Here is a 16,830-nt window from a genome sequence, read left to right as displayed (position 1 = left end):
AAAATATGTCGAAATAATGTTGTTAAAAAAAATGTGCACAAATAGTATAGACTATTAATACAATTGTGTTATACTAATTAACGAATAAAAAACAATCTTTAAATTTTTGAATAAAGGAAGGTTAGTATAATGAAATCTGTCGCATTTTCAAATACATTAGCTGAAATTTTAACTGGAAAAAATGTGTTATCCCAACTATCTGTTCCTCAATTAGTGGAAAAAGTGTTACAACGTAAAGAGGGAAAATTAACATCAACTGGTGCTGTTTGTGCTGAAACTGGTAAATATACTGGCCGCTCCCCTAAAGATAAATATATTGTTGAAGAAGCTTCTACAAAAGATCTTATTGATTGGGGTTCTGTAAACCAACCAATTTCGGAGGAATCATTTGATAAGCTATATAAAAAAGTTAGTAATTATCTTAAGGAACAAAATGAAATATTTGTTTTTAAAGGTTTTGCAGGTGCAGATAATAAGAGTCGCTTACCGATTCAAGTAGTAAATGAATATGCATGGCATAATCTATTTGCACATCAATTATTTATCCGTCCAACTGAAGATGAATTACAAACACATCAAGCAGAGTTTACCATATTGTCAGCACCGAATGTGAAAGCGGATCCAACGACCGATGGAACTAACTCTGAAACATTTATCGCTGTTTCATTTGAACGTCGTATAATCTTAATTGGTGGAACTGAGTATGCTGGAGAAATGAAAAAAGGAATTTTCTCCATTATGAACTATCTACTACCTCAAAAAGACATCCTACCTATGCACTGTTCTGCCAATGTTGGAGCAGAGGGTGATGTTGCGTTATTTTTCGGATTATCAGGTACAGGAAAAACTACACTATCCGCTGATCCAAATCGCCGTCTAATCGGGGATGACGAACATGGATGGTCTTCAAATGGAGTTTTCAATATTGAAGGCGGCTGCTATGCAAAATGCATTGGATTAACAAGAGAAAAAGAACCACAAATTTTTGATGCCATTCGCTTTGGGTCTGTCTTAGAAAATGTCGTTATAGATCCAAAAACTAGACTTCCCCTTTATGAGGATGCTACATTAACTGAAAATACACGAGCTGCTTATCCAATTCAAGCGATTGATAATATTATCGAACCGAGTATTGCTGGCCATCCACAAACAATAGTATTTTTAACTGCTGATGCATTTGGAGTGTTACCTCCTATTAGCAAGCTTACGAAAGAACAAGCTATGTATCATTTCCTAAGTGGCTACACTTCAAAATTAGCAGGTACAGAGCGTGGAATTACTTCACCTGAAGCTACATTCTCAACTTGCTTTGGTTCACCATTCCTTCCATTACCTGCAACAGTGTATGCAGAAATGCTTGGTAAAAAGATTGATGAACATGGGGTTCAAGTCTTTCTTGTCAACACAGGTTGGACTGGCGGAGAATATGGTGTTGGTAGCCGAATGAAATTAAGCTATACTCGTGCAATGGTGCAAGCTGCACTTGAAGGTGAATTAACTCATGTTGAAACGTCACAAGATGAAATTTTTGGACTGCATATCCCATTACATGTTCCTGGTGTACCAGATGAAGTGTTAATCCCAAATAAAACATGGACGAATCAACAGGAATATACAGATAAAGCAAAAGAGCTTGCTGCAAAATTCAACGCTAATTTCAAAAAATTCCACAATGTACCACAAGAAATTGAGGTAAATGGCGGACCGATTTTTAAATAATTTACTATTAAAAGCCCTTTTTTCAAACATTGTTGCTATTTAAGTAAAGTTATAACTAATAAGTACCGACGGAGGATCACTACATGTTTCATTTCACTGAGAAAAGAACTACAATCTCCATAAGATCCGCTAGAATCCTTTATTGGGAGTAAGATCGGTAGTTAGGTTTTTACAAAAGCAACAAACGATGCAAAAACAGCTATATAAAAAGAGGTTGATACGACATGATCAACCTCTTTTTTATATTCTACATTCTACTTTTAAAAATTACTTAACTGCTAGTTCTTTTTTTAGTTTATCGAATTTAAAGAAACAAGTTGATAAATAATTCTCGTTTTTCCGTTTTCCCACTCCATCTTTTTAATCACTGCTGTCCCGCTTGTATCGCTTTCTTTTGATCGACGAATATCTAATGGGATTTCAATTGGATACAGACGATAATCATCTTTCTCTAAAATAAATAGATTCTCCTCTAATCTCTGTTCCTTACCTTTTGTTACAATCATTGTATTTAGTTCTAATGGCATACCCATAATCATATTCTCCTCTTTCGTACATGTTTTCTCTTATTTTATCATGCTTCATGCTTACTTTTCATCCATGAACATAAATCATTGACGATTTGCCGATTCATTGCTGGTGGAAAATAATGAGTATAATTAGCAAAATACCAAGTTTCCACTTTCCTTCCAAATGAGGTTAATCGTTCCTCCAATCTTTTTGCATGTTCAATAGATACATTTTCATCTTTTTCCCCATGTATGATCAAGATGGGTTGGGTTAGTTTTTCAATGAAAAATAGTGGCGTACGATCCTGATATCGTTCTGGGTATTTATTCGGCGTGCCACCTATAACCCTCTTGAGCATTTTTCGCAAATCTTTTCTTTCTTCATAAGTTAGAATCATGTCAGATACCCCTCCCCAAGTGACAACTGATAATGCTTCTTTGCGTGCTATCGCTGTATGTAATGCCATGATTCCCCCTCTAGAAAAACCAAAAATATGGATTCGTTTACTATTTACTCGATGATATTGTTTAAGTAGATCGAATGCAGCGTATGCATCTACTCGATCATTTCCTGCAAAATCTTCATTTCCTTCTCCCCCCCTATTACCACGGTAAAAGGGAGCAAAGACGATAAATCCCTCCGCAGCAAATTGTCCAATTCTAGCTGGACGAACCATCCCCACACTTTTTATCCCTCCCCTTAGATAGAGAAAACCATCATATATTTGTTCATCCTTCGGTTCTGCTAATAATCCCTTTACTCTTAATTCATCAGACCAATATGTAATCATATACATTCGTACCTTAGGATTTGGTGATGGAAAGGGCTGTTTCTCTATGATTAAACCATTACATTTCTGATTCGTATGCAATACGCTAACCTCCAACTACTAAAATCTTTCAAAAAAATAGGCATTCACACATTTATTAATTCCTCATACGATATTTTATCAGACAAAGGCGAAAGTACCATACCCCTTACGGAATATGGCATTGTACAATCGTTAAACAGCTAAAGGAGGATTATAGTATGAAAAAATGGGTTAAGCTTAGCTTCTCACTCTTGATCGTATCCATTCTGATTTTTTCTCTTGGAGCATGCTCAAAGAAGGAATCCTTAAAGAAAGTAAGAGTAGCGGAAGTAACACGTTCAGTGTTTTACACTCCTCAATATGTAGCACTTGAAAAAGGATTTTTCAAAGATGAAGGATTAGATGTTGAATTAAAGACAACTGCTGGCGGTGATAAGACCATGACTACTTTATTATCAAATGGTGCAGATGTAGCACTCGTTGGTTCAGAAACATCTATTTACGTTTATGCACAAGGTGCAGAAGATCCGGTTATAAATTTTGCACAGCTAACCAGAACCGACGGTACTTTTCTTGTATCTAGAGAAAAAATTGATAATTTTTCGTGGGATCAGTTAAAAGGCTCTACATTCCTTGGTCAAAGAAAAGGTGGAATGCCTCAAATGGTTGGGGAGTTCGTCATAAAGGAGAATGGAATTGATCCCCATAAGGATTTAAATTTAATACAAAATATTGATTTTGCCAATGTAGCGAATGCCTTTGCCTCAGGTACTGGAGATTATGTTCAATTATTCGAACCTACGGCCTCTGTCTTTGAGAAGGAAGGGAAAGGTCATATTATTGCCTCCTTTGGTGAAGAGTCTGGAAGTGTTCCATATACAGATTATATGGCAAAGGAAAGTTATATAAAGGACAATAGTGAAACCCTTGAAAAATTCGTTCGTGCCGTATATAAAGCGGCAAAGTGGATAGAGGAAAATGATTCAAAAGAAGTGGCGAAAGTGGTTCAACCATTTTTTGAGAATATAGACTTAGATATACTAGCTACTTCCATAGAAAGATATCAAAAACAAGGATCTTTCGGAACAGATCTTATTTTAAATGAAGAAGGATGGAATAGACTTCAAGATATTATGGAGGAAGCTGGTGAGCTTCCAAAAAGGGTAGATTATAAAACATTAGTTAATACATCTATTGCTGAAAAAGCATTAAATAACAAATAAAGGAGGTTTTTAGCCTTATGAGCTTCCTAACTGTAGAAAATATCCATCACAGTTATTTCACCCCCAAAACAGTAACAACTGCATTAAAGGACATAAACTTTAGCGTAGAGAAAGGAGAATTTATTTCGTTAGTTGGCCCAAGTGGTTGTGGTAAAACGACTATGTTATCAATTCTATCCGGTTTAATTCAACCGACACAAGGATCTGTCATCATTGACGGTCAGTCCCCGGATAATCAGGTTCGTTCGATCGGTTATATGCTTCAACAAGATTACTTATTCCCCTGGAAAACGATTGAAGAAAATATTTTATTAGGATTAAAACTTAAAAATAAATTATCAATAGAGTCAAAACAAAAATCATTAGAACTATTAAAGGAAATAGGTTTAGAAGGTGTGGAAAAACAATACCCTCGCCAACTTTCTGGAGGGATGAGACAACGTGCTGCTTTAGTTAGAACCCTTGCCATTAATCCTAAAATTTTGTTATTAGATGAACCGTTCTCTGCGCTTGATTACCAAACAAAGTTAAAACTTGAGGATTTAGTATTTGAAACACTGAAAGCCTACCAAAAAACAGCCGTCTTAGTTACACATGATATCGGAGAAGCTATTTCAATGAGTGATCGGATCTTGTTATTTGCTGCTAAACCAGGCAGACTCCATAAAATATTTACTGTACCTGAACAGCTAAGAGAGCTTCGCCCATTCGATGTTAGAAGTAAAGAAGAATATTCTACATTATTTCAAGAAATATGGAAGGAGCTGGAGTCACTTGAAAATAGTGAATAAAACTGATTCCTTTCATCAAAAGTACCTGCAAAATATAAAAAAAGAAAAAAGATGGGTGCGCATGTTTCAAGCAATTATTTTAATTGCCTTCTTCGCACTATGGGAAATGGCGAGCAGACTCCATTGGATTGACCCTCTTATTTTCAGCTCACCTTCTAAGATATGGAATTTATTTATTGATAAGTTAGCTGATGGATCCCTATATATTCATACTGGTGTAACAGTCTATGAAACAATACTAGGCTTTGTATTAGGAACATTATTAGGGGCGATTATTGCAGGAATTCTTTGGTGGTCCCCAATACTCTCAAAAATTTTTGATCCCTATCTAGTTATTTTTAATGCGATGCCTAAAGTTGCATTTGGTCCAATGCTAATAGTTATATTTGGAACTGGAGTATCATCAAGTATTGCTATGGGAATCATCATATCCGTTATTGTAACAACCATAGTCATTTATTCCGGTTTCCGTGATGTAGACCCAAACTATATAAAGGTACTAAAAACATTTGGTGCTACACGAACCCAAATATTCAAGGAAGCCATATTACCAGCCACTTTTCCTACTATTATTTCAACTTTAAAGGTCAATGTAGGATTATCATGGGTTGGAGTAATCGTTGGAGAATATTTAGTCGCTTCTAAAGGACTAGGATATTTAATTATCTATGGATTTCAAGTTTTCAACTTTACCCTTGTTATGCTTTCATTAATGGTAGTGGCCGTTATAGCAACCATTATGTATCAATTAGTAGATCTACTTGAAAAGAAATTGGTGAAAACTGGATCATAGAGACAAATACAGGGTGTCTATTAAATTGGCTTGTCTTTTAATAGATGCCCCTTTTTTCATACATAATTTCCATTTTATTCTAGTTATGTGTGTACATTTCATTATATATATCTTTTCTTTAAAATTTTGTACCATTTTTTGAAACCTTTACCAAATGAATGCGTATAGTTTATAGAATTAGAAAAAGGAGTGGTGTTTTTTTTATGAAAAAAATATTTATTAGTTTCTTATCATTGATGGTGATTTTTGTACTTGCAGCCTGCAGTGATAAGGCGGATCCAGTAAATTCAAATGTAAAATCAAAAAAAGAAGACAGTCTTACTTTACAGGAAGTCTTCGAAAAGACAACAGAAGCTTCAAAAAATCTGAAAAGTGTTCATTCAGATCTGGAACTAAAACAAACGATGAGTGTACCTGGACAATCTGATAATATGAATATTAATTCTACGGTTTCTGTAGATATGGTTTTAGATCCTATTGCGATGCATCAAAAAATGAAAATGAATATTGAAGGTGGAGATGAAAGCGTCCAAGGCCAAGCAATGGATACGGAAGCATACTTATCTAAAGAAGGATTTTTTATGTTTGAACCAACATCAGGAGTGTGGATGCAGTTACCTAAAGAATTATCAGATACTGTATTACAAATGCCTGAACAACAAATGAACCCTGCAGAACAATTAAACCAATTAAAAGAATTTGCAGATGACTTTTCTTTTAAACAAGATGATGCTCAATATATTTTATCTTTAAAGGCTTCAGGTGATAAATTTGATCAGTTCCTAAAAGATAATGCAAAACAATTAATGCCTGATCAATTAAAGGAAAATGAAGAATTGTTTAATAATCTTAAGTTCAAGAATGTAGAATATGAAATATTTATTGATAAAAAAACATTTGATATTACAAAGCTTAATATGACTCAAGAGTTAGAAATGGCTATTGAAGATCAAAAAATGACCATGAAACAAGAAATGAAGAGCACATATACTGAATACAATAAGATTAAAGAGATTAAGGTACCACAAGAAGTGTTAGATAATGCTCAAAAAATAGAGCAATAATTAAAATAACAATAGCTAGGGACTGTCTCAGACAGTCCCTAGTTTTCATTCTGAAGTAAAATCCTTTAGAATGCCAATTTGGTCTATATGCTGTCTAGCTGTTTCATCACCTAAATCATAAATCATTTGATATACCTCAATCATATTTTTATCATAATCATCATTTGATTTATCATGATGATATTCCAATGCAGGAACATGTGATCTGAAAAAATTTGCAATTTCTACATCATAATTCGCATCAAAAATTTGCCTTAGCTTTGTTATTTCATCATCTGTTGCCTCAATTTTAAAATTCCAAGGTGAGTCAGTAGAACTTCTTGAAATTTCTCCACTCCCAATATTTATATAATACGTGTTTTTTGGTTGATCCATTCCCAACACTCCTCGTAAAATTTCTAAAAATGATTCACTATGTATCGTTTCCCACAAACCAAGCCAAAATATTCTTACGAAGATAAAAAGGATGATGAAGATGAGACTTGTAGATGAACTATTTGAAATTTACCATAATCGGCTGACAGCAGATGATGAGGATATAGATATTATTACATTTGCCGTTCTTGAGGAATCTGATCGTGGGGATTTAATGAAAATAGTAGAAGAAATGAAGGATGATGAACTTCAATATTTTATTCGACTCTATTTAATTGAAAGCTTAAAAGGGAAATTTTCTAATCATCCACCGGAATCTGATCCATTCAAAAAAAAATACTTGCATTAAAAGGAAAAGGAAACTGCAATCAATTTACAGTTTCCTTTTCACTTTATTTATTTATTTATTTATTTATTTAGATAAATAAGCATTTAGCATCCATACATGCTTTTCAAGTTTTTCTTGGAAAGCAGTAAACATATCAGCAGTTACATCATCCCCTGCTTCATCCGCTATAGATATTCCCTCTTTAAGCTCCCCAATAATTTGTTTAAAATCACTAACGACCTCTTTTACCATCTCATCTGCAGGAGCTTTCGTTTCTGCTTCCTTTATACTAGCCAATTCTAAAGATCCTTTTAATGTTGATACAGGTTGTCCTTCTATTGCCAATAATCTCTCTGCTATTTCATCAAGGGCAGCGTCTGCTTCATTATATAGTTCCTCAAATTTCTCATGTAAGGAGAAAAAATGATGTCCTTTAACATACCAATGAAAATGATGAAGTTTTGTATACATTACTGTCCAATTTGCTACTTGTTTATTTAATACATCCTGTAATTGTGATTGATTTGCCATATTTAATCATCCTCCTGTTATTTATATACCCTAAATGAAGATGTCAAAACATATACATATATCTTTCACATCTATAGTCCATTCCATGCTAAAATAATGAATAGGAATAAAGAGGTTGTAGGAGGTTTATTCATTGCTTACATTTATTATGATTGTATCCATTATAATCATTATCGTCATTATTGCAGCTGCTGCTATTACAACATCAAAGGCATATGCATTTAAACATACAATCGATCCAATTGAAAATAACCCGAATATTAGAACTGAAATGGATGAAAAAAATAATACTCATGAACGATCCGATACGTAATGGATCGTTTTTTGATTGTTTCTTCATCTTTGACACTTTGAGTATTTGACTGATATGCTAATTGAAACTCACTATAAGGAAGTTTTCCTAATGTTAAAATTTATTTTTATTAAAATCATACGGTTTTATCAAATCTGTATTTCACCATTAAAACCACCATCTTGCCGTTTCTATCCTACATGTTCGCACTATGGACTAGAGGCGATTAAACGCTTCGGAGCCCTACGTGGAGGCTGGTTAGCGGTTAAAAGGATACTAAAATGCCATCCTTTCCATCCTGGTGGATTTGATCCAGTTCCAGAGAAAAAACAGGAAAAAATATAATTAAAGGAACATAAAGCCCTAGACTTTCCAATCATAGTTACCACTCCAATACAAACACTATAGTTGTATCATAAAATCCATTAAGGAGTGAGGTACAATGGCAAAGGACGTCTTATGTGAAGTAAACAATTGTCACTATTGGGCAAAAGGAAACCGTTGTTCTGCAGATGAAATTTATGTTGTCAGCCATAAAGGGGACACCGCAAAGAAAACAGAAGAAACAGACTGTAAAACTTTTAAGCCTGAAGGAAATTGGTAAAGGTTTATTATATAGCTTTTTTGTTTAAAAAGTTAATAAGCGCAGGGTTGAGATCTGCGCTTATTTTTTATATTTTTCTATATATGTCGTTACCTCTTGTAAACGTTTAGTATTTATTTCAAATCCAATCCCCGGTTGAATAGGTGCCTTAACGAACCCATGCTTGACTTCAACTTCTGGAAGGATAATATCCTCATTCCAAAAACGACTGGACGCTGAAATATCTCCAGGGATCGTAAATCCTTCTTTTGTTGATAGCGCAATATTATGGGCTCGCGATATCCCAAATTCAATCATCCCACCACACCAAACTTGAATTTGATGTTTTTGGCATAAATCATGTATAGCTAAAGCATTGCTTAGTCCACCTACTCGGCCAATTTTTATATTAATTACCTTACAACTATTTAATAATATCGCGCTTTTCGCATCATGATAGGTAATGATGCTTTCATCTAAGCAAATAGGAGTTTGTATTTCTTTCTGTAAAAAAGAATGTTCTACAATATCATCGACAGCTAAGGGCTGCTCAATCATCAACAATTCAAATTCATCGAGTGATTTTAATAAATCAATGTCATCAAGTGAATAGGATGAGTTTGCATCTGCCATTAAAGGGATAGTTGGAAAATGGTTGCGAATTTCTTTTAGAAGTTTATAATCCATTCCAGGTTTAATTTTTACTTTTACTCTCTTATAACCTTCTTGCAAATACGAATCAATTTGTGACAGGGCATCCTTTATTTCATGGGTACCAACTACCACACCTGATGGAATTTCACTCTGAACTCCATCAATGAGCTTCCATAAAGGACGATCTACCTTTTTAGCATAAAGATCCCAAATAGCAGTTTCAATCCCTGCTTTAGCCATCTGATTACCTCTTATATGATCAAAATATTTTTTGATCTCATTTGGGTGCTTAATCGGATTGTTCAAGACAATAGGAATGAGGAAATCCTTTAGCATATGATAACTGGTTCTTACCGTTTCCTCTGTATACCACGGAGTAGAGAAAGCGACAACCTCGCCATAACCTGTTCTCCCCTCCTCATCCAATACTTTAATAATAATTCCTTCTCGATCATTCACCGACCCTAAAGCCGTTGAAAAAGGACTTTTTAGTGGCATTTTTATGATAGACAATTGCACTTCTTTTATCATCATCCTCATTCATCCTTTTGGCATTAATTCGTGTAGCTTACGACGAAGCAGTTTATTAGACGCATTTCTTGGCAGTTCATTGACAATATAAATATGATGTGGAATCTTAAATTTAGCTAATTTATCCTTACAATAATTAATTAAATTAGCTTCATCAACTAGCTCAGATACAACAACAAATGCGTAGGGAACCTGTCCCCATTGTGTATGTTCAATTCCCACAACACCCGCTTCTTTTACAGACGAATGAGATAATAAGACCTCCTCAATTTCAGCAGGGTAAATATTTTCTCCTCCAGAAATAATTAAATCAGAGCGACGATCCATTACAAATAGATAGCCATCTTCATCCACATAGCCGATATCACCTGTGTAGAACCAACCATCTTTAAAATTTTTCTTATTTGCTTCGTCTCGATTCAAATACCCTTTTGTCACATTGGGTCCCTTAACAACAATTTCTCCGGGTTGATTTGGTAATAGTTGCATTTGATTATTCATTATTTTTAATTGAGAAGGAAATAATGGCTTTCCAGCTGAACCAAGCTTTACTATACTATCTTCAGGTGCTAGTGTTACAATTTGGGAGGATGTTTCTGTCATCCCATAAGACTGAAATACTGGTATGTTTTTTTCTAGACAAGCATCTAGTAAAGGCTTTGGAGCAGGTCCCCCGCCTAATAGCATACAACGAAAATTTGAATGATATCGCTTATCTCCTAGATCATCAATCATACGAATTAGCATTGTACTTACGACCGACATAATCGTAACCTCACCTGCTTGCAGGACTTGATTGATGGTCTTTTCATTAAATTCCTCATATAAATAAACAGGCATTCCATATATGACACTTCGCATTAGAATGGATAAACCACTTATATGAAATAAAGGAACGGCGCAAAGCCAGCCATCCTTCTCGGTTAACCCAAGATTCAAAGCGGACCCAACAGCACTCCACCAATGGTTCCCATAGGATTGTAATACACCCTTCGGATTACCAGTTGTTCCAGAAGTATACATAATTGAACAAACTTCATCCAAAACAAACTCGTTTACTAAAGGAACCTTTTTAGTCTCGAGATGATCTATTTCTACGATTGTTGTCATTGGAAGCTCATGAAACAATCCTTTAATACCATTCATCTTTTCCTTAAAAGCATCTTCACTTATTAATAACCTTGTACCACTATCTTTTAACTGAAATACCATTTCCTTTGCAGTTAAACGATGATTTAAGAACACCGCTGATACACCTAGTTGTTGCAATGCATGGATAATAAAGACTGTATGGGGACGATTAGTTAGCAGAATAGCAACGGAGTCCTTTGCCTGTATACCTAGAGTTGCAATTTTTTGTGCTAATGTTTCAACCGTACGATACATTTCCATAAAACTCCATCTCTGATTATCAAAAACGAGTGCGAGGCGATTGGGAGTTAAAAAAGCTCTCTGATTTAAAAAATTAGGTAGTTGTTCCATAAAAAATCACCTTTTGTTAAAGAATTCTAAAGAAAAAGGGGCAGTTCCTTTATTGACACCCCCTGGATTGTTACATAATTTCCTTACATTAATACCAGTGGTCTAAATTCTTTTTTAAAACATCTCATATAATATAGCTTTTCAGGTGAAATTTTGAATAATAAAAAGATTGAATACCCTCAAGCATTCCTTCCACTGTGAAAAGAACCACAAACTATGAAAATCTCCTTTGAAAAAAGCTTGATGGATGAAACCACCAAGCCTTTAATTCCCGAGATTGTACGGGAAAACTCATTATATCCCTATTAAATCAAGGGAAGCGAGGGAATTGTCCAAAATCAGGCTTACGTTTTTCTTTGAATGCGTCACGGCCTTCCTTCGCTTCATCCGTTGTATAGTAAAGTAGAGTTGCATCTCCACCAAATTGTTGAAGACCTGCTAAACCATCAGTATCGGCATTAAATGATGCTTTCAAGAAACGAAGCGCAGTTGAACTCTTCTCTAAGATTTCTTCACACCATTTAACTGTTTCTTCTTCAAGTTTTTCTAAAGGAACCACAGTATTGACAAGTCCCATCTCTAATGCATCTTGTGCATTATATTGACGGCAAAGATACCAAATTTCTCTAGCCTTTTTGTGACCTATAATACGAGCTAAATAACCTGCACCATAACCGGCATCAAAGCTACCAACCTTTGGTCCTGTTTGTCCAAAAATAGCATTGTCTGCTGCAATTGTTAGATCACATACAATATGTAGAACATGACCGCCTCCAATAGCATAACCTGCTACCATTGCAATCACTGGTTTTGGTGTAAAGCGAATTAATCTTTGTAAGTCTAATACATTTAGTCTTGGGATATTGTCTTCACCTACATACCCACCATGTCCACGAACCTTTTGATCTCCTCCAGAACAGAATGCTTTCTCTCCAGCTCCAGTTAGGATGATGACACCAATTTTTGAATCATCACGTGCACGTGAGAATGCATCAATCATTTCATTTACTGTTTTAGGAGTAAATGCATTATGTACCTCAGGACGGTTAATTGTTATTTTTGCAATTCCATTATACGATTCATAAAGAATCTCATCATATTCTCTCTCAGTTATCCAATCAATTGCCATTTGAGAATCCTCCTTTTATTTTTATAATTGTAAATGTCGAATATTCTTCACTTATTCGACAAAAACTCCTCTATTATTGTACCAAACTTTCGAGAATCTTCCACATGAATTGCATGACCTGCATCAAGAATAGTTTCATGTCTAGCATTTGGTATCCATTTTTGCATTTCCTTAGCAATAAGACAAAACTTTTCATCTAAACTGCCAGTTATTAGATAAACAGGCATTTCAAGCGTAGAAAGTTTTCTCCATAAAGATGGCATGCTTCCTGTCCCCATACCTATTAGACTATTTGCTAAACCTAAAGGATTATTTTGTAAACGCTGCCATCTAATTTGTTCTATCCTGGCTTTATCTAATCTTTTCTGTGTCTTAAATAATGGAATATCAGTCCAATAATCTACGAAGGATTCAATTCCTTCTTCAATTATTCTCTTCGCTAATCTCTCATCTTGGTGACGTCTTTCAATTCTTGCTTCCTCCGTTTTTAATCCAGGAGAAGCACTTTCTAAAAGAAGCATACTCACCATATCTGGAAAACATGTAGCAAATGTTAGTGCCAATCTACCACCCATAGAATAGCCTAATACTTTTATTTTGTTTATTTTTAATTGAAAGAGAATGTCTTTAATATCATGTGCTACTAGTTCTATCTGATAACGCTCTGCAGCTTTAGGACACTCTGTTTTGCCATGACCGAGTATATCTATAAGGATACATTGATAACGTTTATTTAAAAATTGAACAACTGCGTTCCACGTTGTACAATCTCCAGTAAATCCATGTAAAAGTAATAAGGGCTCACCTGAGCCTATTACTTCTACATGATAGTTTACTCCATTTACATGAATGTTCATAATTGATCACCGCGTAAATAATGATCCACTTCCATTGAGACATGCTTCCACATTTTACGATGAACCTCAACATTCTTTTCACGGTTGGTAGGAACTTCAATTACATGTAAACCTTTAGTTTCAACCGAGGCTTCAATCGATTGTTGGAAGTCATCCCAATTTCTTACTTTAGAATAATTACCATTATACATTTGAACCACATGCTCAAAGGCTAAGTCAGTTGGAGTCCCAAAAAGGACTTCAAAATGCTTTTTTTCACTTGACTGCGGAAGGTAATGAAAAATTCCTCCACCATTATTATTTATAACAATAATGGTGATATTTAATTGATACATTTTAGCAGCAAGTAATCCATTTAAATCATGGAAAAATGATAAATCACCTATTAATAAGAATAGTGGTTCACCATATAGACTTGCGCCCAGTGCACTTGAAACAACCCCATCAATCCCATTTGCTCCTCGATTTGCCATAACACGTATCTTTTTACTGTTAAAATGGAAAAATGTATCAACATCACGAATAGGCATACTATTCCCTACAAATAAAGTACTATTCTCTGGCATACCTTTAATTAATTCTAAGACAACTTTCCCTTCGTCCAATTCATTGATATCTCCAATTTCTTGTATGACAGTACTTCTTGAAATATTATTTAAATGCTGCCACATATCGAGCCACTGAGCATTGTCTTTTTTATTTACTTTCTTACATAGCTCATTACAAAAAAGAGCCTCATCACAATAAATCATTTGCGTTGCTTTCTTGATTGGATCTCTCCAACCTCCATTTCCACTTTCAACAATGAAATGCTCCGTATCAGACAAGCTTTTCATGAATAGTGTAAGTGGCTTCGAAACTGGCATTCCACCGAATCGCAAGATGACATCCGGTTTTAATTTTTCTTTATATTGGGTGTCCTTTAAGATTGCATCATAATTATCAATAATATAGTCCCCGGAAAAATTACCACTTCGTAATTGTGACAATGGATCCGCTAAAATTGGATATCCTAATTTCTCAGCTAATTCTATAATTGAGTCCTGTAGATATGGATGATCAAGCACTCCACAAATAATGAGTCCTTTCTCGGTATTCTTAAGCTTTTCACTTAAATCCAGCATAACGTTCTCATTTGGCATAAGATGCCCGTGAGTCACAGTGACACTTGGCTGATCATCCAAGTCTGCATATGGCGATGGCTCAATAATCGGAATAAGTGGTTCCCTCAATGGAAAGTTCAAATGGACAGGTCCAGCAGGCTCTAATAACGCGATACTTACTGCTCTAGATGCTGTTGTGCGCACAAAGCTAAACATCTCTTCATTCGCTTCTGGAATGGCCATTTCCGTAAACCATTTAACATGTTCACCATATAAATGAATTTGGTTAATAGCTTGGGGCGCACCAATATCCCTCAGCTCATGAGGGCGATCAGCAGTTAATACAACAAGTGGTACTCTTGCTATTCTAGCCTCTACAATTGCTGGGTAATAATTGGCTGCAGCCGTTCCAGAAGTACATAGTAATGCCACAGGCTTTCTAGTTTGTTTTGCTATCCCCAATGCAAAAAAAGCAGCAGAGCGTTCATCAATATTAATGTAATAATTTAGTTTGGGATGCTCAGCAATGAGCATAGCTAACGGTGTTGATCTAGAACCAGGACTAATAACTACATTTTCAATTCCAGCATTCGATAGTTCCTGAATAAACATTGCTAAATATTTTGTTAAAGTTTCTTGATGTATCATAGTTGTTTTCCTCCTAATGCTCGAAGCATCGGACGAAATTTAATTCTTGTCTCAAAATATTCATCCTCCGGGATTGAATCAGCCACTACACCACACCCGGCATATAAAAATGCTTCTTTTCCCTTTATTAGACTTGATCTGATTCCTACTGCAAATTCACCATTTCCCTGATAGTCCAGCCAGCCGATTGGAGCAGCATAGAAGCCACGATCCATATTTTCCACTTCACGAATGATTTGCATCGCATCCGTTGTCGGAACTCCCCCCATAGCTGGTGTCGGATGTAAATCTTTAGCTATAGATAGAATCGATGTATTTTTATTTTTAACTGTCCCTTTCACTGGTGTGAAAAGATGTTGAATGTCGCGCATCTTCATTAACGTCGGTTCGATAGCGATTTCTAAATCCTGACAATATTTATTCATAATCTCTTGGATCATTGATACAACGAATTGGTGCTCTTGTCTATTCTTATCGTCATTTAATAGTGCTTGTCCTAAGGCAACATCTTTTTTCTCATCTTTATCTCTTTTTATTGATCCTGCAATACAGGCAGATAAAATGTTATCCCCTATTTTTTTCACAAGCCTTTCAGGTGAAGCACCTGTAAAACAACTATCTAACCATTCTAACGCAAAGATAAAACTTTCATGCTGTTCATTCCATAAATGATTCAATACATGGTCCGAAGAAATCTCTCCATTAAAGGTTACATTCATTTTTCTAGCCATAACAACTTTTCTTACTTCATTATCATCATTTAATAGACGAACTACATTAGCGACAGCCTTTTTCCACGCATCAGGATTTACTTCTTCTTCTTGATGTATGTCTACCTTTAATATATTTTCTGATGCACTTGATGATAGAATTTGTTCTTTAATTCTAAGTAATTGAGCCAATCTATCTTTATCTTTGATTGAAGAACATCGTATATTTATCGTTAAATACGAACCTTGTTTATCGATTACTAACATTAATTCAGGTAAATGGAATAATGCATTAGTGAATGAACTCCACTCTGGTTCTTCTACACTATCAGGATCAAAAGAAAAGCCTCCGAATATAAGAGGTCCTGTGCCTTGTACGTTATATGGATTAAAAATATGAGCATCTTTAATGAGATCATTCCATTCAGACTGAATCGTTTCAAATCGATGTTCCCCTAAAGATGTTTGTAATGTATAAGTACTTCCTAAACCTACGATGATGGTTTCATCATCAGGTACTTTCCAAAAAAACCTTTTCCCTTGAAATAACTGCTTAGCAGAAGAATAAAATGAAAGGGGGTTCATATTATTCAAAATTTCTGTATAGCTAAATAGAATGGGATACTCTTTATCCTTAGCTCTACCAACAGCAATTTCAAACTCAGTTTCAATTTTTGAATGTTGAATACTTGTCAA

Annotated in this window: 19 protein-coding genes; 9 read left to right on the top strand and 10 right to left on the bottom strand. The window is 35.0% G+C overall.

The window, feature by feature from the left end:
• Positions 1-129 precede the first annotated feature (129 nt).
• On the top strand, positions 130-1,719 hold the full coding sequence (gene pckA, locus NST63_RS07520; RefSeq protein WP_341041725.1) for a phosphoenolpyruvate carboxykinase (ATP): 1,590 nt from the start codon (positions 130-132) through the stop codon (positions 1,717-1,719).
• A gap of 290 nt (positions 1,720-2,009) precedes the next feature.
• Here the strand turns inward: pckA and NST63_RS07515 are convergent, their stop codons facing one another.
• Both NST63_RS07515 and NST63_RS07510 read right to left on the bottom strand, forming a co-directional pair.
• The gene (locus tag NST63_RS07515; RefSeq protein ID WP_058005631.1) at positions 2,010-2,252 is read right to left on the bottom strand and encodes a DUF2584 domain-containing protein; all 243 of its coding nucleotides are present in this window, start codon (positions 2,250-2,252) and stop codon (positions 2,010-2,012) included.
• 41 nt (positions 2,253-2,293) lie between these two features.
• Positions 2,294-3,025 (bottom strand): alpha/beta hydrolase family protein, encoded by a 732-nt coding sequence (locus NST63_RS07510; RefSeq protein ID WP_078111239.1) that lies wholly within the window; start codon positions 3,023-3,025, stop codon positions 2,294-2,296.
• Positions 3,026-3,258: 233 nt separating this feature from the next.
• Between NST63_RS07510 and NST63_RS07505 the strand changes: the two genes are divergently transcribed.
• From NST63_RS07505 to NST63_RS07490, 4 genes are all read left to right on the top strand, one after another.
• Complete coding sequence (locus tag NST63_RS07505; protein ID WP_071976907.1) at positions 3,259-4,263, top strand: ABC transporter substrate-binding protein; 1,005 nt, start codon at positions 3,259-3,261, stop codon at positions 4,261-4,263.
• A gap of 17 nt (positions 4,264-4,280) precedes the next feature.
• On the top strand, positions 4,281-5,054 hold the full coding sequence (locus tag NST63_RS07500; RefSeq protein ID WP_071976906.1) for an ABC transporter ATP-binding protein: 774 nt from the start codon (positions 4,281-4,283) through the stop codon (positions 5,052-5,054).
• Positions 5,038-5,847, top strand: coding sequence for an ABC transporter permease (locus NST63_RS07495; RefSeq protein WP_071976905.1), 810 nt, complete (start codon positions 5,038-5,040; stop codon positions 5,845-5,847). The genes NST63_RS07500 and NST63_RS07495 overlap by 17 nt, the downstream gene beginning before the upstream one ends.
• Before the next feature lie 203 nt (positions 5,848-6,050).
• Entirely contained in the window at positions 6,051-6,911 is an 861-nt protein-coding gene (locus NST63_RS07490) for a DUF6612 family protein (protein ID WP_341041722.1), read from the top strand.
• 45 nt (positions 6,912-6,956) lie between these two features.
• Here the strand turns inward: NST63_RS07490 and NST63_RS07485 are convergent, their stop codons facing one another.
• Positions 6,957-7,286, bottom strand: coding sequence for a hydrolase (locus tag NST63_RS07485; protein WP_341041721.1), 330 nt, complete (start codon positions 7,284-7,286; stop codon positions 6,957-6,959).
• A gap of 100 nt (positions 7,287-7,386) precedes the next feature.
• On the opposite strand from NST63_RS07485, the gene NST63_RS07480 reads away from it, so the two are divergent.
• A complete protein-coding gene (locus NST63_RS07480) occupies positions 7,387-7,635 on the top strand; it encodes a DUF6154 family protein (RefSeq protein ID WP_071976903.1) in 249 nt (82 codons plus the stop codon).
• 63 nt (positions 7,636-7,698) lie between these two features.
• On the opposite strand, the gene NST63_RS07475 is transcribed toward NST63_RS07480, so the two are convergent.
• A complete protein-coding gene (locus tag NST63_RS07475) occupies positions 7,699-8,145 on the bottom strand; it encodes a Dps family protein (RefSeq protein ID WP_071976902.1) in 447 nt (148 codons plus the stop codon).
• A 133-nt stretch (positions 8,146-8,278) separates the two neighbouring features.
• On the opposite strand from NST63_RS07475, the gene ytzI reads away from it, so the two are divergent.
• From ytzI to NST63_RS07460, 3 genes are all read left to right on the top strand, one after another.
• Positions 8,279-8,458: a YtzI protein gene (gene ytzI / locus NST63_RS07470; protein WP_058005640.1), complete on the top strand. Its 180-nt coding sequence runs from the start codon at positions 8,279-8,281 to the stop codon at positions 8,456-8,458.
• 90 nt (positions 8,459-8,548) lie between these two features.
• Positions 8,549-8,782, top strand: a complete 234-nt coding sequence (yidD, locus tag NST63_RS07465; protein ID WP_058005641.1) for a membrane protein insertion efficiency factor YidD — start codon at positions 8,549-8,551, stop codon at positions 8,780-8,782.
• A gap of 97 nt (positions 8,783-8,879) precedes the next feature.
• Positions 8,880-9,041, top strand: coding sequence for a DUF1540 domain-containing protein (locus tag NST63_RS07460; protein ID WP_065107321.1), 162 nt, complete (start codon positions 8,880-8,882; stop codon positions 9,039-9,041).
• Positions 9,042-9,101: 60 nt separating this feature from the next.
• On the opposite strand, the gene menC is transcribed toward NST63_RS07460, so the two are convergent.
• The 6 genes from menC to NST63_RS07430 all read right to left on the bottom strand — a co-directional run bounded on the left by menC (position 9,102) and on the right by NST63_RS07430 (position 16,830).
• Entirely contained in the window at positions 9,102-10,208 is a 1,107-nt protein-coding gene (gene menC, locus NST63_RS07455) for an o-succinylbenzoate synthase (protein WP_180211634.1), read from the bottom strand.
• A gap of 6 nt (positions 10,209-10,214) precedes the next feature.
• Positions 10,215-11,687: an o-succinylbenzoate--CoA ligase gene (locus tag NST63_RS07450; protein ID WP_071976900.1), complete on the bottom strand. Its 1,473-nt coding sequence runs from the start codon at positions 11,685-11,687 to the stop codon at positions 10,215-10,217.
• A gap of 310 nt (positions 11,688-11,997) precedes the next feature.
• A complete protein-coding gene (menB, locus tag NST63_RS07445; RefSeq protein WP_071976899.1) occupies positions 11,998-12,816 on the bottom strand; it encodes a 1,4-dihydroxy-2-naphthoyl-CoA synthase in 819 nt (272 codons plus the stop codon).
• Between the two features lie 47 nt (positions 12,817-12,863).
• Entirely contained in the window at positions 12,864-13,673 is an 810-nt protein-coding gene (gene menH / locus NST63_RS07440) for a 2-succinyl-6-hydroxy-2,4-cyclohexadiene-1-carboxylate synthase (RefSeq protein WP_071976898.1), read from the bottom strand.
• On the bottom strand, positions 13,670-15,424 hold the full coding sequence (gene menD, locus NST63_RS07435; protein ID WP_341041713.1) for a 2-succinyl-5-enolpyruvyl-6-hydroxy-3-cyclohexene-1-carboxylic-acid synthase: 1,755 nt from the start codon (positions 15,422-15,424) through the stop codon (positions 13,670-13,672). Before menD ends, menH begins: the two co-directional genes overlap by 4 nt.
• Positions 15,421-16,830 carry an isochorismate synthase gene (locus NST63_RS07430; protein WP_242598377.1) on the bottom strand — a complete coding sequence of 470 codons (1,410 nt, stop codon included), beginning with the start codon at positions 16,828-16,830 and terminating at the stop codon, positions 15,421-15,423. The genes menD and NST63_RS07430 overlap by 4 nt, the downstream gene beginning before the upstream one ends.

Source organism: Heyndrickxia sp. FSL W8-0496 (assembly GCF_038007825.1).
Lineage (GTDB): Bacteria > Bacillota > Bacilli > Bacillales > Bacillaceae_C > Heyndrickxia > Heyndrickxia oleronia.
Note: the sequence above shows the minus strand (reverse complement) of the source record. Positions and strands in the feature narration are given on the sequence as shown.